The 24,517-nt window shown below is 72.3% G+C and carries 18 protein-coding genes and 1 tRNA gene; 12 read left to right on the top strand and 7 right to left on the bottom strand.

Going from position 1 to position 24,517, the window contains the following annotated elements; translation table 11 throughout:
- The first annotated feature begins 19 nt into the window (after positions 1–19).
- Together ACIP4Z_RS21285 and ACIP4Z_RS21280 are read left to right on the top strand one after the other, a co-directional pair.
- Positions 20–616 (top strand): DUF501 domain-containing protein, encoded by a 597-nt coding sequence (locus ACIP4Z_RS21285; RefSeq protein WP_401310244.1) that lies wholly within the window; start codon positions 20–22, stop codon positions 614–616.
- Positions 613–1,623, top strand: coding sequence for an exopolyphosphatase (locus ACIP4Z_RS21280; RefSeq protein ID WP_401310241.1), 1,011 nt, complete (start codon positions 613–615; stop codon positions 1,621–1,623). The genes ACIP4Z_RS21285 and ACIP4Z_RS21280 overlap by 4 nt, the downstream gene beginning before the upstream one ends.
- On the opposite strand, the gene ACIP4Z_RS21275 is transcribed toward ACIP4Z_RS21280, so the two are convergent.
- Entirely contained in the window at positions 1,620–2,381 is a 762-nt protein-coding gene (locus tag ACIP4Z_RS21275; RefSeq protein ID WP_401310238.1) for a class I SAM-dependent methyltransferase, read from the bottom strand. The two genes, ACIP4Z_RS21280 and ACIP4Z_RS21275, sit on opposite strands and share 4 nt — an antisense overlap.
- A gap of 422 nt (positions 2,382–2,803) precedes the next feature.
- Between ACIP4Z_RS21275 and ACIP4Z_RS21270 the strand changes: the two genes are divergently transcribed.
- From ACIP4Z_RS21270 to ACIP4Z_RS21255, 4 genes are all read left to right on the top strand, one after another.
- Positions 2,804–5,545, top strand: a complete 2,742-nt coding sequence (locus ACIP4Z_RS21270; RefSeq protein WP_391051591.1) for an NACHT domain-containing protein — start codon at positions 2,804–2,806, stop codon at positions 5,543–5,545.
- A gap of 333 nt (positions 5,546–5,878) precedes the next feature.
- Positions 5,879–7,267, top strand: a complete 1,389-nt coding sequence (locus ACIP4Z_RS21265; protein ID WP_355346929.1) for an NAD(P)/FAD-dependent oxidoreductase — start codon at positions 5,879–5,881, stop codon at positions 7,265–7,267.
- 311 nt (positions 7,268–7,578) lie between these two features.
- Positions 7,579–8,898: a cyclopropane-fatty-acyl-phospholipid synthase family protein gene (locus ACIP4Z_RS21260; protein WP_355346932.1), complete on the top strand. Its 1,320-nt coding sequence runs from the start codon at positions 7,579–7,581 to the stop codon at positions 8,896–8,898.
- A gap of 305 nt (positions 8,899–9,203) precedes the next feature.
- Positions 9,204–9,289, top strand: a tRNA-Leu gene (locus tag ACIP4Z_RS21255).
- Positions 9,290–9,690: 401 nt separating this feature from the next.
- Here ACIP4Z_RS21255 and ACIP4Z_RS21250 read toward each other — a convergent pair.
- Positions 9,691–10,560, bottom strand: a complete 870-nt coding sequence (locus ACIP4Z_RS21250) for a bifunctional DNA primase/polymerase (RefSeq protein WP_355346935.1) — start codon at positions 10,558–10,560, stop codon at positions 9,691–9,693.
- Between the two features lie 231 nt (positions 10,561–10,791).
- Between ACIP4Z_RS21250 and ACIP4Z_RS21245 the strand changes: the two genes are divergently transcribed.
- Positions 10,792–12,762 (top strand): hypothetical protein, encoded by a 1,971-nt coding sequence (locus tag ACIP4Z_RS21245; RefSeq protein ID WP_401310233.1) that lies wholly within the window; start codon positions 10,792–10,794, stop codon positions 12,760–12,762.
- A 106-nt stretch (positions 12,763–12,868) separates the two neighbouring features.
- The gene (locus ACIP4Z_RS21240; protein WP_355346941.1) at positions 12,869–13,771 is read left to right on the top strand and encodes a Bax inhibitor-1/YccA family protein; all 903 of its coding nucleotides are present in this window, start codon (positions 12,869–12,871) and stop codon (positions 13,769–13,771) included.
- A gap of 98 nt (positions 13,772–13,869) precedes the next feature.
- On the opposite strand, the gene ACIP4Z_RS21235 is transcribed toward ACIP4Z_RS21240, so the two are convergent.
- The gene (locus ACIP4Z_RS21235) at positions 13,870–14,103 is read right to left on the bottom strand and encodes a DUF4287 domain-containing protein (RefSeq protein ID WP_188285479.1); all 234 of its coding nucleotides are present in this window, start codon (positions 14,101–14,103) and stop codon (positions 13,870–13,872) included.
- 122 nt (positions 14,104–14,225) lie between these two features.
- Between ACIP4Z_RS21235 and ACIP4Z_RS21230 the strand changes: the two genes are divergently transcribed.
- Complete coding sequence (locus ACIP4Z_RS21230; protein ID WP_355346944.1) at positions 14,226–14,549, top strand: hypothetical protein; 324 nt, start codon at positions 14,226–14,228, stop codon at positions 14,547–14,549.
- An 81-nt stretch (positions 14,550–14,630) separates the two neighbouring features.
- On the opposite strand, the gene ACIP4Z_RS21225 is transcribed toward ACIP4Z_RS21230, so the two are convergent.
- The 3 genes from ACIP4Z_RS21225 to ACIP4Z_RS21215 form a co-directional block, all read right to left on the bottom strand.
- On the bottom strand, positions 14,631–15,443 hold the full coding sequence (locus tag ACIP4Z_RS21225; protein ID WP_391051582.1) for a hypothetical protein: 813 nt from the start codon (positions 15,441–15,443) through the stop codon (positions 14,631–14,633).
- 304 nt (positions 15,444–15,747) lie between these two features.
- Positions 15,748–16,977 (bottom strand): acetyl-CoA C-acetyltransferase, encoded by a 1,230-nt coding sequence (locus ACIP4Z_RS21220; RefSeq protein WP_355346947.1) that lies wholly within the window; start codon positions 16,975–16,977, stop codon positions 15,748–15,750.
- 139 nt (positions 16,978–17,116) lie between these two features.
- A complete protein-coding gene (locus tag ACIP4Z_RS21215; RefSeq protein ID WP_355346950.1) occupies positions 17,117–18,169 on the bottom strand; it encodes an SGNH/GDSL hydrolase family protein in 1,053 nt (350 codons plus the stop codon).
- 257 nt (positions 18,170–18,426) lie between these two features.
- On the opposite strand from ACIP4Z_RS21215, the gene ACIP4Z_RS21210 reads away from it, so the two are divergent.
- Positions 18,427–19,815, top strand: a complete 1,389-nt coding sequence (locus tag ACIP4Z_RS21210) for a cystathionine beta-synthase (RefSeq protein WP_355346953.1) — start codon at positions 18,427–18,429, stop codon at positions 19,813–19,815.
- Between the two features lie 398 nt (positions 19,816–20,213).
- Here the strand turns inward: ACIP4Z_RS21210 and ACIP4Z_RS21205 are convergent, their stop codons facing one another.
- A complete protein-coding gene (locus ACIP4Z_RS21205) occupies positions 20,214–20,639 on the bottom strand; it encodes a hypothetical protein (RefSeq protein WP_355346956.1) in 426 nt (141 codons plus the stop codon).
- Positions 20,640–20,729: 90 nt separating this feature from the next.
- Here ACIP4Z_RS21205 and ACIP4Z_RS21200 point away from each other — a divergent pair, with 90 nt between their 5' ends.
- Positions 20,730–22,082: an AMP-binding protein gene (locus ACIP4Z_RS21200; RefSeq protein ID WP_401310225.1), complete on the top strand. Its 1,353-nt coding sequence runs from the start codon at positions 20,730–20,732 to the stop codon at positions 22,080–22,082.
- A gap of 179 nt (positions 22,083–22,261) precedes the next feature.
- Positions 22,262–24,418 carry an MMPL family transporter gene (locus ACIP4Z_RS21195; RefSeq protein WP_401310222.1) on the top strand — a complete coding sequence of 719 codons (2,157 nt, stop codon included), beginning with the start codon at positions 22,262–22,264 and terminating at the stop codon, positions 24,416–24,418.
- Positions 24,419–24,517 lie beyond the last annotated feature (99 nt).

The following is a 24,517-nucleotide window of genomic DNA, read 5'->3' as shown; positions in this document are numbered from 1 at the left end:
CCCCGACCTAGAACGGCCCATGACGAAGCACCCCGAGCCCACCGCCCCCACCCCGCCCACCGACGCGGACGTCGCCGCGTTCACGGCGCAGCTCGGCCGCCCGCCGCGCGGCCTGCGCGCGATCGCGCACCGTTGCCCCTGCGGCAACCCGGACGTGGTCGAGACCCAGCCCCGGCTGGAGGACGGCACGCCCTTCCCGACGCTGTACTACCTGACCTGTCCGCGCGCCGCGTCCGCGATCGGCACGCTGGAGGCCGACGGCGTGATGAAGACGATGACCGCCCGGCTCGCCGAGGACGAGGAGCTGGCCGCGGCCTACCGCGCGGCCCACGAGGACTACATCGCGCGGCGCGACGCCATCGAGGTCCTGGAGGGCTTTCCCAGCGCGGGCGGCATGCCGGACCGCGTCAAGTGCCTGCACGTGCTCGTCGGCCACTCCCTGGCCGCGGGCCCCGGCGTGAACCCGCTCGGCGACGAGGCCATCGCCATGCTGCCCGAGTGGTGGGCGAAGGGCCCGTGCGTCGCCCCCGCGATGGAGATCGTAACCGCGACCGGGACCGGAACCGCGACCGGGACCGGAACCGGGACCGCCCCCGAGACGGAGGAGTCCGCGTGACGACCGGTACGGCGACCGACGGGCCGCGGGGCACGACCGTCCGCGTGGCGGCCGTCGACTGCGGGACGAATTCGATCCGGCTGCTCGTCGCCGACGTCGACCCCGCGACCGGCGCGCTGACCGACCTCGACCGCAGGATGCGGATCGTCCGGCTCGGCCAGGGCGTGGACCGCACGGGGCGGCTGGCCCCCGAGGCGCTGGAGCGGACCTTCGCGGCCTGCCGCGAGTACGCGGAGGTGATCGCGGAGCACGGCGTCAGCGCGGACCGCGTCCGCTTCGTGGCGACCTCCGCGTCCCGCGACGCGGAGAACCGGGACGACTTCGTACGCGGAGTCGTCTCCCTCCTCGGCGTCGAGCCCGAGGTGATCAGCGGCGACCAGGAGGCCGCCTACTCCTTCACCGGCGCCACCCGCGGCCTGACCGGCGCCGAGGCCCTGGACACGCCGTATCTGGTGGTCGACATCGGCGGCGGCTCCACCGAGTTCGTCCTCGGCGACGACACGGTCACCGCCGCCCGCTCGGTCGACATCGGCTGCGTCCGCCTGACCGAACGGCACCTGGTGGCGGACGGCGCGGTCGTCGACCCGCCGACCGGCGACCGGGTGGCCGCGATCCGCGCCGACATCGACGCCGCCCTGGACGAGGCGGCCCGCGCCGTCCCCCTCGACCGGGCCCGTACGCTCGTGGGTCTCGCCGGGTCGGTCACCACCGTCGCGGGCATCGCGCTCGGCCTGGCCGCGTACGACTCCGCCGCGATCCACCACTCCCGTATCACCGTCGAGCAGGTCGCGGGGATCACCGCGCGGCTGCTGGCCGCCACCCACGCCGAGCGCGCCGCGATCCCCGTGATGCACGAGGGCCGCGTGGACGTGATCGGCGCGGGCGCGCTGGTGCTGCTGCGGATCATGGAGCGCACGGGCGCGAAGGAGGTCGTGGTCAGCGAACACGACATCCTCGACGGGATCGCGTATGCCGTGGCGGAGTCGGCGGGCCGGGACAGGCCCTAGCCGTCCCTGCGGAACAGGGCCGTCCAGAGGAAGGGCTCCCCGAAGTACGGGGAGTCCTTCGGCTCGTCGCGCATGCGGCGCAGTTCGACCTCGGTCAGGCCGGAGAAGATCCAGCGCAGCGACTCGGGGGTGTAGCCGAGGCCGCCGTGCAGCCGCGCGTCCCGGTAGAAGTCCGCGTCGGGCAGTTCCGAGCCCATCGCCCCCGCGGCGAAGCAGGTGAGCGCGAGATGGCCGCCGGGGGCGAGCACGCGGTCGAGCAGCGCCAGATAGCTGATCCTGCGGTGCGGCGGCAGATGGTGGAAGCAGCCGGAGTCGCAGACCAGGTCGTACGGCCCGCTCAACTCGCCCGCGCCCGCGCCGTCGCCGTCGCCGCCCTCGCTCAGCGCGAAGGCGTCCCCTTCGTGGAAGCGGATTCCCTCCACCCCGGCCGCGCGCGCCCGCTCCCGCGCCCATCGGACGGCGGCCGGTGACAGGTCGACGGCGTCCACCTCGAAGCCGCGCCGCGCCAGCAGCACCGCGTTGCGCCCCGGCCCGCACCCCAGGTCCAACGCCCGTCCCGGCCGCACCACCTCGCGGTCCAGGCAGGACACCAGGTTCTCGTCCGGCTTGTCCACGAAGAACGGCACTCCGCGTTCCCGGTCCCCGTAGAACCCGTCCCACCACCCGGCGGCCCCTGCCGTCCACCGGTCCGCGTCCCCGGCGAACAGCCCGTCCAGCAGCCTCAGTACGTCCTCCACCGACCTGATGTCCCGCTCCACGCCAGCCCCCTCTTCTCCGGTCTTCTCCGGCGTTTCCGACAGGGAGAACGCTAGGCCCATCGGGCATGAAAGCCCAGGTCAGAGCCTTTGTGGCGACCCCTTCACGCGCCGCCTGCGGGCCTGGTCCGACCCGGCCGGGGGAGTCCGCCGGGGGGCCGCCCGCACGTCCCCGGCGGCCCCGCGGAAGCCCGGCGAAGGGCCTCCCGGGGCGAGCGCCGGCACACTTTCTCAGCTGAATTCCGTCCGCGCGGCTGCCGCCGCCGTCTCGATGACCGTCACGATGTCCTTCTCCTTCTTCTCTGTGTACGTGACGAGTTGAGCCGGAGCCCGGACACCGCCTCCAGCACGCGGGAAGATGCTGGACAGGGTTGGACGGGGTCGGGCAGGGCTGGACAGGGTTGGGCAGACCGGAACGGCGGGGCATGGATCAGTCGGAGGACCTGTCGGCGGCGGCCGACTTCGCGGTGTGGCTGGCACGATTACGGGCCCACGCGGGCGACCCGTCGCTGGCCGTCCTGGCCCGGCTGACCGGCGCCGTCCCGCGCGGCCGCCCCGTACCGAAGTCCACGCTGGGCCGGGCGTTGCAGGGCGAGAGCCTGCCCTCGGTCGACGACGCCGTCTCGATCGCGGTGGCCTGCGTCCTCCACGAGGGCGGCGGCCGGGAGCGCGCGGAGGACGTCCGGCGCGAGTGCCGCGAGCGGTGGGTGCGGGCCAAGTCGGCCGAGCGGGAAGCGACGTTGACGGCGAAGGCCGCGGCGGTCGGGGAACCGGCGCCGTCGGCCGCGGCCGTACGCACCGCGGCCGAGCAGGCGTTCCTCGCCAAGTACCACCCGTGCGTGGAGACGTTGCTGGACACGATGGAGCTGTTCGGTGTGACACTGCGCCGTTCGGACTTCCGCTACCGGATGAGCACGTCGTACATCAGCCTCACCGTCCAGGGCGAGGGCAGCGCCCAGCGCGTGCAGGAGGCGATCCACGCCGCCAAGCGGGTGCTGATCAGGGGAGACGCCGGTTCCGGCAAGACCACGCTGCTCAAGTGGCTTGCCGTGGGGGCCATTCGGGGCGATCTGCCGGAGCCGATGGGCCGGTGGAACGGCGCGACGCCGTTCTTCCTCCCGCTGCGGCACTTCGCCGAACGGCCGCTGCCCGCCCCCGAGGACTTCCTGACCTACGCGGCCAGGACGCTCGCCGACGTCGCGCCGGACGGCTTCGTCCGGGACGCGCTGGACTCCGCGCACAGCCTGGTGCTGATCGACGGTGTGGACGAACTGCCCGCGAGCCGCCGCGACGAAGTCCGCGACTGGCTGCGCGAGTTGACCAGCGGATACCCGGACTGCCGGTATGTCGTCACCTCGCGGCAGGCGGCCGTGACCGAACGCTGGCTCGCCCCGATGGGCTTCGCCTCCTTCGAGCTGGCCCCGATGAGTCCGTCGGACCAGAACCAGTTCATCGAGCACTGGCACACCACCATGCGGTCCACCGCCGAGGACGCGGAGGAACGGGCGCGCCTGACGACGTACGAGCACGCTCTCGTGCGCAGCCTGTCCGAGCGGCGCGAGCTGCGCAGACTCGGCGGGAACCCGCTGCTGTGCGCCCTGCTCTGCGCGCTGCACTGGGACCGGGACATGCAGCTTCCCGACGACCGGGTCAAGGTGTACGACGCGGCGCTGGAGATGCTGCTGGTCCGCCGCGACCAGCAGCGGAACATCGCGGTGGAGGGCCCGCGGCTGCGCAGCGGAGTCCAGGAGATGCTGCTGCGCAGGCTCGCGTACTGGATGATCCGCAACGATCTGACCGAGATCTCCTTCGCCCAGCTCACCGGGCGGGTGGCCGCGTACCTCGCGGACTCGGCGCAGTACCCCGAGGAATCCGCCGCCGTGGCCCGCCAACTGCTGGAGCGGTCGGGGCTGTTGCGCGCCCCGGCACACGACTCGGTGGACTTCGTGCACCGCACCTTCCAGGAGTACCTGGCGGCGGACCAGTTGCTCAACGACGGCGATCTGGCCCTGCTGATCAAGCACGCGCACGAGGACCAGTGGCAGGACGTCGTGGTGATGGTGTCCGGGCGGGCGCGGGACTCCGAGCGCGATCACCTGATCAAGTCCCTGTTGAAACGGGCCCGTCGGGACAAGGCCCACCGGCTGCGGCTGACCGTTCTCGCCGTGGACTGCGTCGGCGACGGCACCGCGATCGACCCGCGCGTCGTCGACGAGGCGAGACGGCGGGCGGCGGAGCTGATTCCCCCGCAGAATCCGGCGCAGGCCGCGGCGCTGGCGAATCTCGGCGAGGTGGTGCTCGATCAGATGCCCGGCCCCCGGCCCGAGTTGGCGCCCGGCGTGGTGCGGGCGATTCTGGAGACCTGCCGCCTGGTCGGCGGGCCCTCCGCCATGCGGCTGCTGGCCCGTTTCGCCGCGGTCCCCGACCTGGAGACCGAGCGGCGGCTGGTCGGCATGTGGCCCGACTTCGACACGGCGGAGTTCGCCCATGTCGTGCTCTCCGAACTGTCCTGGCTCGGGCCGCTGACGGTGGGGCCGCACGAGCTGCCCCATCTCCACCGGCTGACCGGCGTCACGGACCTCACGGTCGACGGCGCCGCCGACAGCTACGCGGTCGTCCGGCGGCTGCGGAATCTGCGCTCACTGCGTCTGGTCGACCCCGAGCCGGGCCTGTCCGGCCTCGAGTTGCCCCCCGCCCTGCTGGTGCTGTCGCTCGACGGTTCCGTCCGGCACGACCGGTTCCCGGCGCCGACGGCGCCGGGCGTCCAGGAGCTGTGGTTCGACGACTGCGCCTGTCCCGACTGCGGCCTGAGCGCGTGGCGCATGGCGGGGCTGTGGCCCGCCGAAGCGCGGCGCGCGGTATGGCTGCTGTCGGTGCGGGCCGCCCCGGCCACGCTCGATCCGCGGCTGCTGGCGGAGCGCTTTCCGGGGCTGTCCGTCCTCGCGGTCAGGTCCGACATGGTGTTCGGTGTCGGCGAGGTCGCGGACTACCTCAAACGGCTCCGCGAGTGCTTCCCCGCGCTGACCGAATTCCGGCTCTACTCCCACGGCGACGACGGGCTCGACCAGCAGCTTCAGGAGGCCGGCTTCCTGCACTGGACCCATACGATGGAGGCCGCGCCGGGGACCCGGACGACCCACGTCTTCACCCGCACGGGGGCCGGATGACCCGGCCGGAGGACCCTCCTCCGGAAAAGCTTTGTGAAACTCTTCACATGAAGTTCCCGCCCCGCGGCCCAAATTTTCCAAGGTGACCGCGTGTCAAACCCCCTGAATCCTTGGCGGGAGAGTGTTTCGGCGGTGTGACGGGCGTCGGAACGACGGATGAGCGGTGATCGATCAGCGCTGCTCAGAGGCGGTGGCCGGAGCGGGCGGTGCGGAGGAGTCCGCGCAGGTCAGATAGGCCCTGGTCATGAAGCCGGGCAGGATAGCACAGGGTGTCCAGTACCTTGTGAAGGGGCTCACGAGCACCCCCCTGGGACGTGCTGAATACTTGTCGCCATGAGCACCACGGAGCGTCCACGGATCCTCGTAGTAGGCGGCGGTTACGTCGGCCTGTACGCGGCGCGTCGCATCATGAAGAAGATGCGGTACGGCGAGGCGACCGTCACAGTCGTCGACCCGCGCTCGTACATGACGTACCAGCCCTTCCTTCCTGAGACTGCCGCCGGCAGCATCTCCCCGCGGCATGTCGTCGTCCCGCTGCGACGCGTCCTGCCCGGGGCCGAGGTGCTCACCGGCCGGGTCGTCGACATCGACCAGGACCGCAAGGTCGCCTCGGTCGAGCCGCTCGTGGGCGAGTCCTACGAGCTGCCGTTCGACTACCTGATCATCGCGCTCGGCGCGGTCTCCCGTACCTTCCCGATTCCCGGCCTGGCCGAGAACGGTATCGGGATGAAGGGCGTGGAGGAGGCCATCGGCCTGCGCAACCACGTCCTGGAGCAGCTCGACAAGGCCGACTCCACGACCGACGAGGACATCCGCCGCAAGGCGCTGACCTTCGTGTTCGTCGGCGGCGGCTTCGCGGGTGCGGAGACCATCGGCGAGGTCGAGGACATGGCCCGCGACGCGGCCAAGTACTACCCGAACGTGAAGCGCGAGGACATGCGCTTCATCCTGGTGGACGCGGCGGACAAGATCCTCCCCGAGGTCGGCCCGCAGCTCGGCACGTGGGGCCTGGAGCACCTGCGCGAGCGCGGCATCGAGGTCTACCTCAGCACGTCGATGAAGTCCTGCGTCGACAAGCACGTGGTGCTCGCCAACGGCCTGGAGGTCGACGCCTCCACCATCGTGTGGACGGCCGGTGTGAAGCCCAACCCGGCGCTCGCCCGCTTCGGTCTGCCGCTGGGCCCGCGCGGTCACGTGGACACCGCCCCCACCCTCCAGGTGCAGGGCAGCGACTACATCTGGGCCGCGGGCGACAACGCCCAGATCCCCGACCTCGCCGCGGGCGAGGGCGCCTGGTGCCCGCCGAACGCCCAGCACGCCCTGCGCCAGGCGAAGGTGCTCGGCGACAACGTGGTCTCCGGGATGCGCGGCTTCCCGCAGCAGGAGTACAAGCACGCGAACAAGGGCGCCGTCGCCGGTCTCGGCCTGCACAAGGGCGTCGCGATGATCGTCTTCGGCAAGGCCAAGATCAAGGTCAAGGGCCGGCTGGCCTGGTACATGCACCGTGGCTACCACGGCATGGCCGTGCCGACCTGGAACCGCAAGATCCGGGTCTTCGCCGACTGGACGCTCGGCATGTTCCTCAAGCGTGAGGTCGTCTCGCTCGGCGCGATCGAGAACCCGCGCGAGGAGTTCTACGAGGCCGCCCGCCCCGCTCCGGTTCCGGCCGCGGCGGTGCCGGCTCCCGCCGAGAAGACGGCGGAACCCGCCAAGGCGTCCTGACGCGCCGCGGCGCGCGCGCCGCACCCGCTCCACCGTCCGAAGGGCGCCCGCCATCCGTGGTGCGGGCGCCCTTCGGCGTACCCGGCGCCGTTTCCGGGACCTGCCCGCGCGGCCTGCTCCCGAGCCGCCGGACGCCCCGCCGTGTCCGGTCGGGGCGGCGCCTCGCCGCCCGTCCCGCGCACCCGCGCGGCGTCCTCCGCTTCCGCCGCGCGGCGCCCGCGCCGCCCCCGGTGAGCGGCCCGGAAAAAATGCATGTATCCGCAACGTAGATTCGTCAGCGGAGACTGTCTTTCAGTCGTACGCTCGGAAGCATGGCTGACGCGGCTCACAGAATCGTCGAACTCGCCGACCACGCCCTCTCGACTCCGTTCCCGTTGCGCGTGCGCGCCTGGGACGGCAGCGAGGCCGGGCCGCCCGGCGCCCCCGTCCTCGTCATCCGGCGCCGCCGCGCGCTGCGCCGACTGCTGTGGAAGCCCGGCGAGCTGGGCCTGGCCCGCGCCTATGTCTCCGGCGACCTCGACGTCGACGGCGACTTCTACGAGGCGCTCGGCCTGCTGTCCGGGCTGTTCTGGGAGCGCGAGGAAGGGCCCGCGCAGAGTACGGCCGCCGCCGTGCGCCGTACCGCGGGCGTCCTGCGCGACCCGGCGAACTACCGCGTCGCCCGCGCGGCCCTCGCGCTGGCCGGGCCCGGGCTGCCGCCCCCGCCGCCGCCCGAGGAGGTCCGCCGCCGTACCGGGATCGCCCACAGCAGGCCCCGCGACAAGGCGGCCATCGCCCACCACTACGACGTGGGCAACGACTTCTACTCGCTGGTCCTCGGCCCCTCGATGGTCTACTCCTGCGCGGTGTGGGAGGGCGAGAAGACCACGCTGGAGGAGGCGCAGTCCGCCAAACTCGACCTGGTCTGCCGCAAGCTGGGCCTCCGGCCGGGGATGCGGCTGCTGGACGTCGGCTGCGGCTGGGGGTCGATGGTGCTGCACGCCGTCGAGCACTACGGCGTCCACGCGACCGGCGTCACGCTCTCCACTGAGCAGGCCGCCTTCGCCCGCAAGCGGATCGCCGAGGCCGGGCTCACCGACCGTATCGACATCCGCGTCCAGGACTACCGGGACGTCAAGGACGGCCCCTACGACGCGATCTCGTCCATCGGCATGGCCGAGCACGTCGGCAGCGAGCGCTACCGCGAGTACGCGCAGGCGCTGTACGGACTGCTGCGGCCGGGCGGGCGGCTGCTCAACCACCAGATCGCGCGCCGCCCGCTGCGCGACGAGGAGTCATACCGCATCGACGAGTTCATCGACCGGTACGTCTTCCCCGACGGGGAGCTGGCGCCGGTCGGGTCGACGGTGGCCCGGCTGGAGGAGGCCGGGTTCGAGGTGCGGGACGTCGAGGCGCTGCGCGAGCACTACGGGCGCACGCTGCGCGCCTGGGTGCGCAATCTGGAGGACGCCTGGGGCGCCGCCGCGCGGGCCACGTCGGCCGGGCGGGCCCGGGTCTGGCGGCTCTACATGGCGGCCTCCGCGCTGGCCTTCGAGCGCAACCGGATCGGGGTCAACCAGGTCCTCGCGGTGCGCACCGCCCCCGACGGCGACCCCGGCATGCCCGCGACCCGCACGGCGTGGCTGAGCTGAGCCCGGTTGCGTTGAGCCGGCTGGGTTTGTGCTGTGCTGGGTTTGGGCTGTGCTGGGTTTGGGCGGTGCTGAGGTGAGTTGGGCGGGCCCGGCTGAGCGCGGAGGGCGAGATCCGGTCGCGGAGAGCGATTTCGCGTCACTTGTGCGTGGCGACTGATACTGCTGTGAACGGTGCCTGTTCAGCCCAAGAACCCTGGAACTCGTACTAACACCCCGTCAGTAACCCCTAAAATAAGACAACATGGCCGGTTGGGCGCCCTGTTCGGGATCTCCAACCCCGATACGCTTTTCACTGCGCCTCGCCGGCCCGGATGGTGGAACGCAGACACGGCGAGCTTAAACCTCGCTGCCCCTCGGGGGCGTGCCGGTTCAAGTCCGGCTCCGGGCACCACCGCCCTCACCGGCGGTGACCCCGCTCCACCCAGAGGACCGCCCGGTGGGCACCGTGCCAGCACGGTGCCCCCACGCCCCCCGGAGCCGACGGGCGCTGCCCCCTTCCGCGTGAGGCGGGCCTCAGCGGATGCGGCCGCGGCGGCCGGTGACGGCCAGGGCTATGGCGATGACTATGGCGGCGATGACCGCGGCGACGATCAGGATGTGCAGCATGCGGGCCCCCATGGTGTGAGCTGGTGTACACGTCATGCCCGGGAAGGCCGGTGCGTACCCCGGTCGCGGGCAGCCGGTCGGCAGCCGTACGACCCGACCGGTGCGAGGTCCGCACCCCGTGCCGGGGTGCCGGAGGGCACATGGAGCCGCCGGGGTGCCGGGGCGTCGGGGTGCCTCGTTCCGGGGTTACGGGTGCGGGGAGGTACGCGGGCGGGCCGCCGAGGCCACCGTTGCCGCCGCCTCGCGCTCGCTCAGCCCGGTGTGCACCGCCGCCGTCACCAGCGCCGGTGCCAGCGCTTCGCCGAGACCGGCGTCGTACGCCCGGCACGCAGCCCAGAACAACCGGCCGTTGCGCTCTCCTTCGTGTGAATCCAGGACGAAGCGGACGAGCGCGGCGGCACGTTTCTCCGCGGGGTGGCGCGGCGCGGAGGCATCGCGGGGCGGCGCGACCGGCGGTGGCGGCGCGGCGAGCAGCAGCAGCGCGGACGGCGCGGGCGCCAGCGGATGGCCCGCGGTGCCGGGCGCCAGCAGATAGCGGCCCGCGACCGTACGCGAGCCGGGGCCGACCACGTAACCGCCCTCGCCGCGCACGTCGATGCCCGGCGCCAGGCGGCCCGCCGAGTTGGGGACCTGCGTCGGCGCGGTCAGCCACAGGTGGCGTCCGCCGCTGGGGGTGAGCACCGTGACCGTGTCGGGCACGGCGAAGCCGTGGGCGGCGGCCAGGGCGGTGAGCGCCGCGACGCCGTCGGCGCCGTGCTTGACGTCGAGGTCGAGGCCGATCAGATGGTGCGGCGCCCGGCCGCAGGCGATCCCGTACCCCGTCGCCCAGGGCGCGGCGGCGAACAGGGAGCGAATCCGGGCCGGGTCGGTGCTCGCGTCGTACACACCGTGTCCCGGACGCCCGCACGCGCCCCGGCAGTCACTCGTACGGGGCTCGTCGCGGTGCGGTGAGCGGATGGCGGGCAGTTTGGTCCGGGACAGCGGGATCACCGGCAGGCCGCGCGCCGCGGTGAGCAGGGCGGCGTGCAGCGCGCGGGTGTGGTCGGGGCGTGGCATGGCCTGCTCCCTGACGTTCGAACGTGTGTTCGTCTGCACCCTCAAGTAATACCGCGCGCGGCGCCCACCGTCCACTGCGCGTGCCGGTGTGGCGGTGCGTTCCGGGTCACGTCCGTGACACCCCGGTGACCGTGTTCGACACGCGCGGGTACTACGGTCGGGCGCGGACAGGTCGTAGCTGTCCGAGTCCGGCCCCAGGCGGGCCGGCGCCGCGACGGAGGGGCGGGAGAGATGGACGAACTGCACGCGGGGGACGCCGAGTTGTGCGCGGGCGGCGGTGACGAACGGCTGGCGGCCGAGGGCGAGACGGCACTGGCCCGGCTGATCATGGACGGCGGCGACCTGCCGCACGCGGCGAGCCATCTGGGCAACGCCGTCGCCATCGACCCGCTGCTCCCCGAGACCCACGAGGCGCTCACCGAACTCGCCACCCGCGCGGGCGGCCCGCGCGCCGCGCTCGACCTCTTCCCGCTCGACCACCCCTACATCGGCGCCGTCGTCTGCCGGGCGCACCTCCAGGCCGCCTGCGGCGAGTGGGCCGAGGCGGTCGGCCTGATCGCCGCCGCCGTACGCGCCGAGTACGACCGGCCGTGGTCGCACGTCGCCTGGCTCACCCAGGACCGGCTGCCCGAACTGCTGCCGCCGCAGGTCATGACGCAGGCGCTGGCCCGCGCGGTCGGCGGCGCGCTGCCCGACCCCGTGCCCGAGCACGCCCGCGACGCGTTGCGGCCCTTCTACGACCTGACCCGCGCGGTGGTCGAACGCCACCCGGACGAGGCGCAGCTCGCCGCCATCGGCTCGGGACTCGCCCGCCGGTTCGAGGACCACGACCGCGCCATCGCCTGGGCCCGGCAGGCGGGCCGGGTCCAGCCGGGACACGTGCCCAGCGTCATGCTCGGCTACGCGCTGCGCGCCGCGGGCCGCCCCGACGAGGCACTGCGGGTCTGGGAGGAGGAGATGGCCAGGGACGACTCCGACCTCTCCTTGATGGTCGACATCGCCGAGCTGTACGCGGTCACCGGCCGCGCCGAGCAGGGCCTGGCGTGGGCCGAGCGGGCCGTCACCGCGGACCCGCGGCACCCGCAGGCCGCCCCGGCCGTGCACGGCGTCCGCTACGCCGCCGACGGCGACCCGGCCCATCTCGTCGCCCTCACCGACCACCTGCGCGAGCACCCCGACCACCCCTACGCGGGCACCGTCCTGGCCCGGCACAGCGAGTGGCAGCCGTGGCTCGGCGTGGTCGACAGCGCCACCGAGGCGACCGTCAACGTCCTGCACCAGATCCTGGAGAGCCCCGACGCGCAGGCGATCCGGTCCGGCGGCGGCGCGAAGCTGTCCGCCTCCGCGGTCGAACCGCCGAGCGCCGCCCTCGCCTTCGCCCTCGCGCTGCCCGGCGGCACGCTCGTCAACGACGCGGCGGGCGACCCCGACCCCCGGCAGCCGACCGCCGAGGTCGCCGTCCGGATCTGGCGGTACGAGGGCCTGGCCGCGCTGCCCGCCGTCGCGCCGCCGTCGCCCGAGGCCGCGGGGCTGGTCCAGGACACCGCCTCGGTGAGCTGGCCGCACCTGCCCGCCGCGTACGACCACGCGGTGCGGCTGGCCGGGCTCGGCCTCGACGACCTGCTCGGCGTCCTCGCCCACCCGCCGCAGCCGCCGGACGACGACCAGGGCCGCTTCCTGCGCGACCACCGCCCCGAGCTGTGGATTCGCGCCGTGCAGACCTTCGCCTGCCTGGGCGTGGCCCACCACCGCGCCGACGAGCCGTGGGAGGACTCCCGGCGCCGCGCGGTCCTGCTCGACCTGCTGCACGGCCCCGAGGACTGGGTCAACGAGACGGCGGCCTTCGCCATGGTGGCCACCGCCTGGGGCGACCCGGCCGTCCGCGCCGACGTCGGCCTGCGCCTGACCGAACGGATGCTGGACGCGGCGAAGGCGTACCAGACCCGTGAGGTGACCGTCCTCGGCTCGCTGTGCCGCCTGGTGCTGCTCTGCCCCTGGCTGGACGACACCTATACGAGCCTCGCCCGTGACCTGCTGGCCGCCGTCCGCCGCTCGGACGCACACGCCGAGCAAGGCGAACGAGCCGAACGAGCCGAACAGGGCGAGCAAGGCGAACAAGCGGAAGCCGTGCGGGAAACGGCCGCGGAAACCGCCGCCGCGGGTCCGCCCCGCCGCGGACTCTTCCGGCGCCGACGTGACTGAGGGTCCGTCCTGGGGGAAGATCCTCCTCCAGGCGTAGCTCGGCTTTTTGCCAAGCCATTACTCTTGACGCAAGCGGAGCCGCAGCACGCGGTCTTGGAGGAGTGAAATGAGGAGCAGCAACCCGGTCTTCTCCCGGCGGGGATTCACCCGCGGGGACTCGTACGCCGGATTCGGTGCGCAGGGCGCCCAGGGTGCCCGGCAGCAGGGCGGAAACCCTTACGGGCAGCCAGCGGGGAACCCGTATGCCGCCCAGCCCCAACAGGGCGGGAACCCGTACGCGGCCGACGGGCAGCCCCTCACCCCCGAGCAGATGGAGGAGATGTACGCCGGTCCCGCCGCGGGTCCGGCGCAGACCGGCCGGATGACGATCGACGACGTCGTCATGCGGACCGCGATGACGCTCGGCGTGGTCGTGCTCGGCGCGATCCTCGGCTGGTTCGCGCTGCCCGACAGCTACGGCCTGGCCATCGGCGCGGCGCTGATCGCGTTCGTGCTGGCGATGGTCCAGTCGTTCAAGCGCACCCCGATGCCGGCCCTGATCCTGGGGTACGCGATCTTCGAGGGCGTCTTCCTCGGCGTCATCAGCAACATGTACAACGAGCGGTGGCAGGGCGCGCCCGTCCAGGCCGTGCTCGGCACCATGGCGGTCTTCGCGGGCATGCTGTTCGCGTACAAGACCCGGCTGATCCGGGTCACCGCCCGCTACGCGCGGATCGGCATGGCCATCGCGGTCGGCTTCCTGCTGGCGATGGTGGTCAACCTGCTGTTCTACGCCTTCGGCAGCGGCAACGGCCTGGGCCTGACCACCGGCCCGCTGGGCATCGTCTTCTGCCTGCTGGGCATCGGCCTCGGCGCCTTCTTCCTCTCCCTGGACTTCAAGCAGGTCGAGGACGGCATCCGCTTCGGCGCCCCGCAGAACGAGTCGTGGTTCGCGGCCTTCGGCCTGACCGTCTCGCTGGTCTGGATCTACCTGGAGATCCTGCGGCTGCTCTCGATCCTGCGCGACTAGCGCACACGGTCCGCGTCATCGCGACGGGCCGCCCGGAAGCGTCGCTTCCCGGCGGCCCGTCGGCGTCTGTGGAGGAAGGGGGCGGGGCCTGGCGGGCGCTACATCAGATTGCGTGCGGCCCGCCGCAGGTCGTACTCGTGGACGAGGGCCTTCGCGTGGCCGTAGGAGAGGGCGTGCTCGCTGCGCAGCCAGCTCACCTTGTCGTCGAAGCGGAAGAAAGAAGGGCCGTCGGCGAGGTCTCTCAGCCAGTCGCTGACCTCGCGGCCTGTGCAGTGCGGGATGCGGTCCAGCAGATTGCGGTGGGTCTCGGCGGAGAAGTGCGTTTGGGACATCGGCGCCTCCGGTAGGTGGTCCGGTTACCCCACCGTGCCCGAGCCTTCCCCCGTTGGCAACCACCCCGGACGTGCGGATATGGGTGCGATGCCGGTCCGCGCGCGCCGGTAGGGTCACGACCATGGCCGATCGCACTCCTCTGCGCCCCTCCGTCGAACGCCTCGCGGGACGGCTGCGGGCGCTTCCGCAGCGCCGCCTCCAAGCGGGCGCGGCGGCCGAAGGGCTCGCGCTGGCACGGTGGTTGGCGCGGCAGGCGCAGGCGCTGGAGTTCCCCGGCCGGGAGCCGTACGAGCTGCCCGACGACGGCGTCTTCACCGTCGGTGATCAACTGGCCGTCGCGGGCAATGACTTGGCGGCGGCCCTGGAAGCCGACCCGGCGGGTACGGCGGAGGTGTGCGCCGCGGCCCTCCAGCGGGTGTCGGCGGCGGCGAAGGCGATCGGCTGAGCCGGTCAGGGCCGGAAACCGGCGTCCAGCCCTGGGGGCGAGGCCGTCGTGGAGCGGGTCCGGCCCTGGAGCGAGTCCGCCTCAGAGCGAGGCCACGACCCGGTCGGCCAGTACGTACACGCTCTCGTCGCCGTACGCGAAGGTGAGCGCGTACGCGCCCGCTATCGCGGAACCGCCGCGCAGCACGGGCACCTCGCCGCGGTCGAGGGCGTCGGAGAGCTGTACCGCGGTCTCGCGGTGGCCGGGGGTCATGCACAAGGTGGTGCCGTCGGCGAAGACGTACACGTCGAGGGTGCCGAGCGGTCCGGGGCGCACGTCGGTCAGCGGGACGCGGCCGTCGGCGAGGTCGGCGAGGCGCTCGGCGGTCTGGTCCTGGGACGCGACGACCGGGGACGGCGCGTAGTCGGGACCCGAGGGGTGCGGGAAGGTGCCGGGCAGCGGGAGGGTCGCCTCCGACGCCTCGGGCTCGTGGGCCGCTTCGAGGCCGCCCGTCTCGATTCCGGCCGCCTCGAGGCCCGCGAGGTCGGCCTGCCGGGGCAGGTAGGGAAGCACCGGCGGGACCTCGTAGTCACCGGCCGCGGGACCCTCGGCGCCGGCGCCGTAGACGCCGCCGCGGAAGAAGGTGCCGTCGGTGGCGGTCTCGCGGGCCTCCTGCTCGGCCCAGAAGGCACGGGCCTCGGCCAGCTCCCGCTCCCGCTCGTCGGCGAGCGCGTCGGCGACGGCGGACCTGATGTCCCCGGCGGAGGCGCGCGGTCCGGGCACACTCAGACCGGCGAGGTCCTGACGCAGGGCGGACAGCTCGCGGCGCATGCCACGAGCGGAGAGCAGGGCGGCGGAACCCGCGGCCACGGCGATACCCGCGGCGACCAGCAGGACGGTGAAGTTGGCGCTCACTGACGTTCTCCCGACTGACGCGCGACCCGAGCAATGCCCACCGAAGCGGTGGGTGAAACTTTCCCCTCCCAACACTCTGCCGGTAAACCCCTGGCCTTTGCAGTGCGGAAAGTCACGAATTGGCCGGGTCTGTCGTCCTAGGCCATCCGGGTATGACCGTTCTGACCTGCGAAAACGCATCGCCCCCAGGAAAAATCACATCCTGGGGGCGATTTGATTGCGACTTACGTCACAACTGTGCGTTACGAAGCCGAGTGATCACGGAAGGTCACAAAATGGCCGGATGACGGGCTTCGGCGGCGCGTTACGACAGCCTCTCGATGACCATCGCCATGCCCTGGCCGCCGCCGACGCACATCGTCTCCAGGCCGAACTGCTTGTCGTGGAACTGGAGGCTGTTGATGAGGGTGCCGGTGATGCGGGCGCCGGTCATGCCGAAGGGGTGGCCGACGGCGATGGCGCCGCCGTTGACGTTCAGCCGGTCCAGGTCGATGCCCAGGTCGCGGTAGGACGGGATGACCTGCGCCGCGAACGCCTCGTTGATCTCGACCAGGTCGATGTCGCCGACCGACAGGCCCGCCCGCGACAGCGCCTGCCGGGACGCCTCGACCGGGCCGTAGCCCATGATCTCGGGGGAGAGCCCGGACACGCCGGTGGAGACCACGCGGGCCAGCGGCGTGATGCCCAGCTCGCGCGCCTTGGTGTCGGACATCACGACCAGCGCGGCGGCGCCGTCGTTGAGCGGGCAGCAGTTGCCCGCGGTGACCGTGCCGTCGGGGCGGAAGACCGGCTTGAGGCCCCGTACGCCCTCCAGCGTCACCCCGGCCCGCGGACCGTCGTCCTTGGACACCACGGTGCCGTCGGGCAGCGTGACGGGCGTGATCTCGCGCTCCCAGAAGCCGTTCTTCAGCGCTTCCTCGGCCAGATTCTGCGACCGCACGCCGAACTCGTCCTGGTCCTCCCGGGTGATCCCCTTGAGCTGGGCCAGATTCTCCGCCGTCTGCCCCATCGCGATGTACGCGTCCGGCACCGCGCCGTCCTCACGCGGGTCGTGCCAGTCGCCCAGCTCGGCGCTGCCCTGCTCGGCGCGCTGCTGCGTACGGGCCCTGGCCTCGTCGAAGACCGGGTTCATCGTGTCGGGCAGGCTGTCGGAGTTGCCCTTCGCGAACCGCGAGACCATCTCGACCCCGGCCGAGACGAAGACGTCGCCCTCGCCGGCCTTGATGGCGTGCAGCGCCATCCGCGTGGTCTGGAGCGACGAGGAGCAGTAGCGGGTGACCGTACAGCCCGGCAGGTGGTCCATGCCCATCCGCACGGCCACGATCCGGCCCATGTTGAAGCCCTGCTCGCCGCCGGGCAGACCGCAGCCCAGCATCAGGTCGTCGATCTGGCGCGGGTCGAGCTGCGGGACCTTGTCCAGCGCGGTCCTGATGATCGTGGCGGCCAGGTCGTCGGGCCGCAGCTCCTTCAGCGACCCCTTGAAGGCGCGCCCGATGGGCGAACGGGCGGCAGAGACGATGACGGCTTCTGGCATCGCGACACTCCTCGTCGAGGCTGCGGGATTCTCGGGACTCCTGGGGAAGCTACCGCCACGTAGCGCAGCGAGTCATCAGAGACCGCCTGTGATGCGGGCCTCTTTCTGAGCGCTTGCTTACCCCGCTCCGTGGCTGGTCCTACCCGGCTCCGCCCGTTCCCACCCCTTCGGCCGCCGCCTCCGGGTGCCGCTCGTCCTCCGCCGGCAGTCCGCGCCGCCTGCGCCGCTTGATCAGCGCCCAGCGCCCGCGGGGACCGGACACCGCGCCCCGTGCCGCCGTGACCTCCGTACCGCCCTCGGAGGCCGCCTCGGCCGCCGCCTGGGCCACCGGCAGGAAGCCCTCGCCGCGGCGCGCGTCCGGCCGCTCGTCGTCGGTGTCCGGCCACAGCCCCAGCGCCGCGCACAACGTCGGCAGTACGGCCATGGCGGCCGTCGCGTAGCCCTCCGCCGACGGGTGGAAGTTGTCGGGGCCGAACAGCTCGCGCGGCCTGGCCTCGAACTCCGGGCCGAGCAGCGCGCCCAGCGACACCGTACGGCCGCCCAGGCCCACCACCGCGATGGTCTGCGCGGCGGCGAGCTGGCGGCTCATCCGGCGGGCCAGATAGCGCAGCGGCTGGTAGACCGGCTCGACCGAGCCCAGGTCGGGACAGGTGCCCACGACCACCTCGCACTCCGCCTCGCGCAGCCGCCGTACCGCGTCCGACAGCAGCCGGACCGAGGTGGCCAGCGGCATCCGGTGCGTCACGTCGTTGGCGCCGATCATGATCACCACGACCTCGGGCACCGGAGCGCCCGACTCCAGCAGCAGCGTCACCTGACGGGCCAGGTCGTCCGACTGCGCGCCGGGCAGCGCCACGTTCACCAACTGCACCGGCCGCTCGGCGACCGCGGCGAGCCCGGAGGCCAGCAGCGCGCCCGGCGTCTCCCTGGCCCGGCGCACGCCCTGACCCGCCGCCGTGGAATCACCCAGGAAGCCCAATCGCAGCGGCGTCTCGCCGGTCCGGTGCGCGAACGCGGAGCCGTACCTCCCGTCCGCCCGCGGCGCGACCGCGCCGGATCCGCCGACCATCCGCTTGGCCAGCCGCGCCTCGGTCAGCAGCACCCCGATCGCGGCCCCGCCCAGCAGGCTGATGCCGCCGCCTCCGAACGCCGCCGCCGTCGCGATCCGCCGTGCCACCCTCGCCCTCGACATCGAGCCGGTCACCTCCCACTGACTCCACCGGCCTACTGCGTGTACGCACGCGTATCGGTCCTGGTTACTTGGTACATGAACCTGGTGCCCCGTCAGGGACCATCAGCAACGTCAACGCTGTCCGCGTCGTCCACGTTTCGCCTGCGGTTCGCTTCCCCCGTCCTTGGACCTGCCCGCCAGGCGCCGCCAGCCAGACGAGACCTTGCGGACACGCCCTAGGCTTGGCCCCACCATCACGGAGAACCCGGAGACATACGGTGCAGTTTCACGACTCGATGATCAGCCTCGTGGGCAATACCCCGCTGGTGAGGCTCAACAGCGTGACCGAGGGGATCCAGGCGACCGTCCTGGCCAAGGTCGAATACTTCAACCCCGGCGGTTCGGTGAAGGACCGCATCGCGCTGCGCATGATCGAGGCCGCGGAACGCAGCGGCGATCTCAAGCCCGGCGGCACCATCGTGGAGCCCACCTCGGGCAACACCGGCGTCGGCCTGGCCATCGTCGCGCAGCAGAAGGGCTACCACTGCGTCTTCGTCTGCCCCGACAAGGTCTCCACCGACAAGATCAACGTCATGCGGGCGTACGGCGCCGAGGTCGTCGTCTGCCCGACGGCCGTCGACCCCAGCCACCCGGACTCGTACTACAACGTGTCCGACCGGCTGGTCCGCGAGACGCCCAACGCGTGGAAGCCGGACCAGTACAGCAACCCGAACAACCCGCTGTCGCACTACCACTCCACCGGCCCCGAGCTGTGGGAGCAGACCGAGGGGCGGATCACCCACTTCGTCGCGGGCGTCGGCACCGGCGGCACCATCTCCGGCACCGGGCGCTATCTGAAGGACGCCAGCGAAGGCCGCGTCCAGGTGGTCGGCGCCGACCCCGAGGGTTCGGTCTACAGCGGCGGCTCCGGGCGGCCCTACCTGGTCGAGGGCGTCGGCGAGGACTTCTGGCCGACCGCGTACGACCGTGAGGTGGCCGACGAGATCGTCGCCGTCTCCGACAAGGACTCCTTCCAGATGACGCGCCGCCTGGCCAAGGAGGAGGGCCTGCTGGTCGGCGGCTCCTGCGGGATGGCGGTCGTCGCCGCGCTGGAGGTCGCCAAGCGGCTCGGCCCCGACGACGTGGTCGTCGTCCTGCTGCCGGACAGCGGGCGCGGCTACCTCTCCAAGATCTTCAGCGACGAGTGGATGAGCTCGCACGGCTTCCTCGACGAGAGCGGCGGCAACCAGCGGATCGCCGACGTCCTCGCGCACAAGGACGGCGGGCTGCCGCAGCTCGTCCACATGCACCCGGACGAGACGGTCGGCCAGGCCATCGAGGTGCTGCGCGAGTACGGCGTCTCGCAGATGCCCGTCGTCAAGCCCGGCGCCGGGCACCCGGACGTGATGGCCGCCGAGGTGATCGGCTCCGTCGTGGAACGCGACCTGCTGCACGCGCTGTTCACCAAGCGCGCCACGCTGGAGGACCCGCTGGACAAGCACCTGTCCGCGCCGCTGCCGCAGGTCGGGTCGGGCGAGCCGGTCGCCGATCTGATGACGGTGCTGGAGAGCGCCGACGCTGCGATCGTGCTGGTGGAGGGCAAGCCGACCGGCGTCGTGAGCAGGCAGGACCTGCTCACCTTCCTGGCCGGGCACAGCGGCGTCTGAGCCGCCGGGGGGCCGTGTGCGGCGGGTGTCCGCGGCGCGGGCGGGGATTCGCGGAAACTGGTACACCCGCGACACGTCCGCGCAGCACGGGCTTAACAAGCGTCCGGCACATTAGGGGATGTCGAAAGGCACGGGACACCGGCCGGTCGGCACAACTGAATGTGGCGCCAAGGACTTCCGGAGCGGCTCCCGGACTCCATGGTGACCCTTGGACGCGAGTGCTCGGCCCTGACCCAGCCCGCGTCCACCGCGGGAACCGCCGTCGTCCCGCCCTCCGGCCTTGTTCCGGGGGTGCGGCGGTTCCCGCGCTAACTCTTTCGCCGGCCCGATCGCGAAGGCGCACCGTACGGGTGCGGGTACTTCGGCGCGGGGCCCGGCCGGCCAGGGCCTGTCCGGCCCTAGGCCCAATCGTCCTTGTCGTCGTCGCGCTTCGAGCGCGGGACCAGGAAGCTGCTCAGGCCCTGGGCGACGTTCACGCCCACGATGCCCGCCCAGGTGATGAACAGGCCCGCCGTACCGGCGTTGACCGCGCCGATCGCGGACAGCGGGATGGCGGCGATCATCGTGAACCCGGCGAAGCCGTAGCGGGCGAAGCGCGCGCTGGGCTGCGGGGGCCCGATCGGGCGGCGGTCGGCGCGGGCGTACGACGTCTGCTGCTGCGCCAGCTCACGCCGTACGCGCTGCTCCACGCGGCTGTCGACGCGCTCTGTCACCTTCTCCATGAACGAGTCGACCAGCTCCGACTCGTACTCCGCTCCGAGGTCCTTGCGTGCCTGCAAGGTGGCGGAGAGTTCCTTGTTGAGTTCCGGGTCGCGGGCGTCCATGCGGACACCGTACGGACAGCGGGGGGTGGGCGACACTGGGGTTAGCCCCCGAATGCGCCGGGGGCCAGCCGTCCGCGAGGAGATTCCCGTATGCCTTCCCCCGTGCCGCAGCCGCCCGCCGTCCCCCTGCTCACGGCGCTGTACGAGGGCCGGGACCGGGCGGACGCGCTGACCGTGGACGGCCGGTCCTGCTCGTACGAGGAACTGCTGGGCGCCGCGGGCGCGGTCGCGCGGCGGGCGGCCGGGACCGGGGCCTTCGTCGTGGAGGCGACGGCGTCGCTGGAGACGGTGGCGGCCGTGGTCGGCGGGCTGCTCGCCGGGGTGCCGGTGGTGCCGCTCGCGCCGGACGCGGGCCCGGCCGAGCGCGAGCACGTCCTGCGCGACTCCGGCGCCCGGACGCTGCCGGTGGACTTCGCCGAGCGCGCCGACTTCACCGGGACGCCCGCGCCGGGGCCGGCCCTGATCCTCTACACCTCCGGCACCACGGGCCCGCCCAAGGGCGTACTGATCTCACGGGCCGCCGTCGCCGCCGACCTGGACGCGCTGGCCGCCGCCTGGCAGTGGACCGCCGACGACACCCTGGTGCACGGCCTGCCGCTCTTCCATGTGCACGGCCTGGTCCTCGGCGTGCTCGGCGCGCTGCGCACCGGCAGCCGCCTGGTGCACACCGGACGGCCGACCCCGCAGGCGTACGCGGCGGCGGGCGGCAGCCTCTACTTCGGCGTGCCGACGGTCTGGCACCGGATGGTGCGGGACGAGGCCGCCGCCCGCGCGCTGTCCGGGGCGCGGCTGCTGGTCTCCGGCAGCGCGCCGCTGCCCGCGCCCGTCTTCCGCGACCTGCTGGCGCTCACCGGCCAGGCCCCGGTGGAGCGGTACGGCATGACCGAGACGCTGATCACCCTGAGCGCGCGGGCCGCGGGGGAGCGGCGCCCCGGCGCGGTCGGCACCCCGCTGCCCGGCATCCGTACCCGGATCGCCGAATCCGCCGACGGCGTCGGCGAGTTGCAGCTCACCGGGCCCACCCTCTTCGACGGCTACCTCGGGCGGCCCGAGGCGACGGCGGCCTCGTACACCGCCGACGGCTGGTTCCGTACCGGCGACATCGCGAGCGTGGACGAGGACGGCACGCACCGGATCGTCGGCCGGGCCTCCACCGACCTGATCAAGTCCGGCGGTTACCGGATCGGCGCGGGCGAGGTGGAGAACGCGCTGCTCGACCACCCGGCGGTACGGGAGGCTGCCGTCGTCGGCGCGCCGCACGCGGACCTCGGCCAGCAGATCGTCGCGTACGTCGTCGCGGACGGGGTGACGGCGGCCGAACTGACGGACTACGTGGCCACCCGGCTGTCGGTCCACAAGCGGCCCAGAATGGTCCGTTTCCTGCCTGAACTGCCGCGCAACGCGATGGGGAAGCCGCAAAAGAAGTTGCTGCCGCCCGTATGAAAAAGGTACGGATACGGGGGCCGGAGTTGCCGCTTGCCGGGCGGCAAGTAGGCTCCTGGCCTATAAGTCCACCCCCTTGCACACCACCGGGCGGCCGGTACACGCCGCCCGGGTCGCCGATACCCGGGCCCCGCTCCAAAGGGTGGCGGTGATACGCCCTGCCATGGAGGCAGCACCGCATGTTCCACCGCATCGGACGCACCGTCGTCCGCCATCCCGTATGGACGATCGTCGCGTGGCTGATCGCCGCCGTCGCGATCATCGCCACCGCACCGAGTCTCCCGTCCAACAGCGACGAGAGCAGCTTCCTGCCCAGCAGTTACGAGTCGATCAAGGCGATGGACGTCCAGGAGAAGGCGTTCCCCGCCGCCTTCACCCCGGCCGCGATCGTCCTCTACCAGCGCACGGACGGCGCGGCGCTGACCGACGCCGACACGTCGGAGATCACCAAGATCACCGACGAGCTGGGCAAGAAGAAGATCGACCAGGTCCAGAAGGTCGTCCAGGGCAGCGCGTCCAAGGACGGCAAGTACCAGACCGCGCTGGTCCAGATGAACAAGGAGACGGCCGGTCAGCCCAAACAGGCCGACGCGGCCAAGGCGCTGCGTGACGACTCCACGGCGCTCGCCAAGGGCACCGATCTGAAGGTGCAGGTCGGCGGGCAGGCGGCCCAGGCCCTCGACCAGCAGGACGCGGGCAAGACGTCGGACGCCGTGGCGCTCGTCGGCTCCCTGCTGATCATCATCATCACGCTGGCGATCATCTTCAGATCGCCGCTCATCGCGATCATGCCGCTGGTCATCCTGACCGGCGTCGTCTTCACCGTCGCCAACGCGCTGATCGCGGACGCCACCAAGATCTTCGGACTCCAGGCCAACAGCTCCATCTCGGCGCTGCTGATCGTGGTCGTCCTCGGCGTCGGCACCGACTACTTCCTCTTCCTGATGTTCCGCTACCGAGAACGGCTGCGGGCGGGTGACGAACCCAAGGAAGCGATGATCAACAGCGTCACCCGCGTCGGCGAGGCCATCGCCTCGGCGGCGGGCGCGGTGATCATCTCCTTCCTGGCGCTGGCGCTGTCCACCCTGGGCTTCCTCACCCAGCTCGGCCCGGCGCTGGCCATCCTGGTCGCCGTCACCCTGATCGCGGGCCTCACGCTCTTCCCCGCGATCTGCTCGCTGATCCCGCCGCGCGCCCTGTTCTGGCCCGGCAAGAAGTGGCAGCAGGAGCCCTCCGACGCGCGCTTCGCGGCCATCGGCCGGGTCGTCGGCCGCAGGTCCGGCATGGTGGCGATCGTCTCCGGTCTCGTCATGCTGCTGCTCGCGCTCGGCACCCTCGGCTACAAGGCGTCCTACGACCTGGCGTCCGGGTCGATCCCGAAGACCAAGGAGTCGATGGTCGTCCAGGACACCCTCCAGAAGGCGTACTCGGCCGGTGCGGCGGAGCCGACCTCGGTCTTCCTCACCAGCACCTCGAACAAGCCGCTGGGCTCGGTCGACTACACCGCGTACGCCGACAAGCTGAAGAAGGTCGACGGCGTCGCGGACGTCTCCTTCGACCAGAAGAACGACCTCAACAAGGACGGCACCACCGCGAACTTCACGGTGACCCTGAAGTACGAGTCGGCCAGCGACAAGGCGATCGCCGCGGTGGGTGATGTGCGCACGGTCGCGCACGACAACGCCCCGCCCGGCACCGAGGCCCTCGTCGGCGGCTCGTCCTCGATCTTCAAGGACATCAACGCGGCGGTGAACCACGACTACAAGACGGTCTTCCCGGTCGCCGCGGTCCTCATCATGATCATCCTGGGACTGCTGCTGCGCAGCGTCGTGGCGCCCTGGTACCTCATCGCGTCCGTCGCCCTCGGCTTCGGCGCCACCCTCGGCGCGACCGTGCTCATCTTCGGCCGCGGCGACGGGCTGATCTTCCTGTTGCCGATCATCATGTATCTGTTCGTCGTCGCCATCGGCACCGACTACAACATCCTCATGATCGCCCGGTTGCGGGAGGAGGCGCAGGAAGGCCGCGAGCCACGCGAGGCCGCCAGCATGGCGCTGCGGCACGCGGGTCCGACGATCGGCGCCGCGGGATTCATCCTGGCCGCGACCTTCGCGACCCTGATGCTCTCCGGCAACGCCTTCCTGACCCAGATGGGCTTCGCCGTCGCCTTCGGCATCATCGTCGCCGCCTTCGTCATGGCCATGTTCTTCACCCCCAGTCTCACCGCCCTGATGGGGCACGCGGCCTGGTGGCCCGGCCACGCCGACCGCACCCGCGCGGCCGCACCCGGCGGTCCCGCTCCCGAGCGCGAACTGGACGAGTCCGGCCACCGCTGACCCCGCGCGGTGCGGTCCGCTCGGTCCGCACTGTTCGTCCTTTATGTCCGACTCGCTCCGGCTCCTGAAGGGGCCGGGCAGGTGTTCACCGCCTGCCCG

Origin of the sequence: Streptomyces sp. NPDC088910 (genome assembly GCF_044749865.1) — a bacterium.
Taxonomy (GTDB): domain Bacteria; phylum Actinomycetota; class Actinomycetes; order Streptomycetales; family Streptomycetaceae; genus Actinacidiphila.
This window is presented reverse-complemented; position numbering and strand designations above follow the sequence as displayed.

Coding starts and splice junctions, on each gene's coding strand:
- ACIP4Z_RS21200 (WP_401310225.1), top strand. CDS start 20,730: ATGCCTTCCCCCGTGCCGCAGCCGCCCGCCGTCCCCCTGCTCACGGCG.
- ACIP4Z_RS21235 (WP_188285479.1), bottom strand. CDS start 14,103: ATGTCCCAAACGCACTTCTCCGCCGAGACCCACCGCAATCTGCTGGAC.
- ACIP4Z_RS21270 (WP_391051591.1), top strand. CDS start 2,804: ATGGATCAGTCGGAGGACCTGTCGGCGGCGGCCGACTTCGCGGTGTGG.
- ACIP4Z_RS21285 (WP_401310244.1), top strand. CDS start 20: ATGACGAAGCACCCCGAGCCCACCGCCCCCACCCCGCCCACCGACGCG.
- ACIP4Z_RS21265 (WP_355346929.1), top strand. CDS start 5,879: ATGAGCACCACGGAGCGTCCACGGATCCTCGTAGTAGGCGGCGGTTAC.
- ACIP4Z_RS21240 (WP_355346941.1), top strand. CDS start 12,869: ATGAGGAGCAGCAACCCGGTCTTCTCCCGGCGGGGATTCACCCGCGGG.
- ACIP4Z_RS21205 (WP_355346956.1), bottom strand. CDS start 20,639: ATGGACGCCCGCGACCCGGAACTCAACAAGGAACTCTCCGCCACCTTG.
- ACIP4Z_RS21215 (WP_355346950.1), bottom strand. CDS start 18,169: ATGTCGAGGGCGAGGGTGGCACGGCGGATCGCGACGGCGGCGGCGTTC.
- ACIP4Z_RS21230 (WP_355346944.1), top strand. CDS start 14,226: ATGGCCGATCGCACTCCTCTGCGCCCCTCCGTCGAACGCCTCGCGGGA.
- ACIP4Z_RS21220 (WP_355346947.1), bottom strand. CDS start 16,977: ATGCCAGAAGCCGTCATCGTCTCTGCCGCCCGTTCGCCCATCGGGCGC.
- ACIP4Z_RS21245 (WP_401310233.1), top strand. CDS start 10,792: ATGGACGAACTGCACGCGGGGGACGCCGAGTTGTGCGCGGGCGGCGGT.
- ACIP4Z_RS21195 (WP_401310222.1), top strand. CDS start 22,262: ATGTTCCACCGCATCGGACGCACCGTCGTCCGCCATCCCGTATGGACG.
- ACIP4Z_RS21250 (WP_355346935.1), bottom strand. CDS start 10,560: ATGCCACGCCCCGACCACACCCGCGCGCTGCACGCCGCCCTGCTCACC.
- ACIP4Z_RS21260 (WP_355346932.1), top strand. CDS start 7,579: ATGGCTGACGCGGCTCACAGAATCGTCGAACTCGCCGACCACGCCCTC.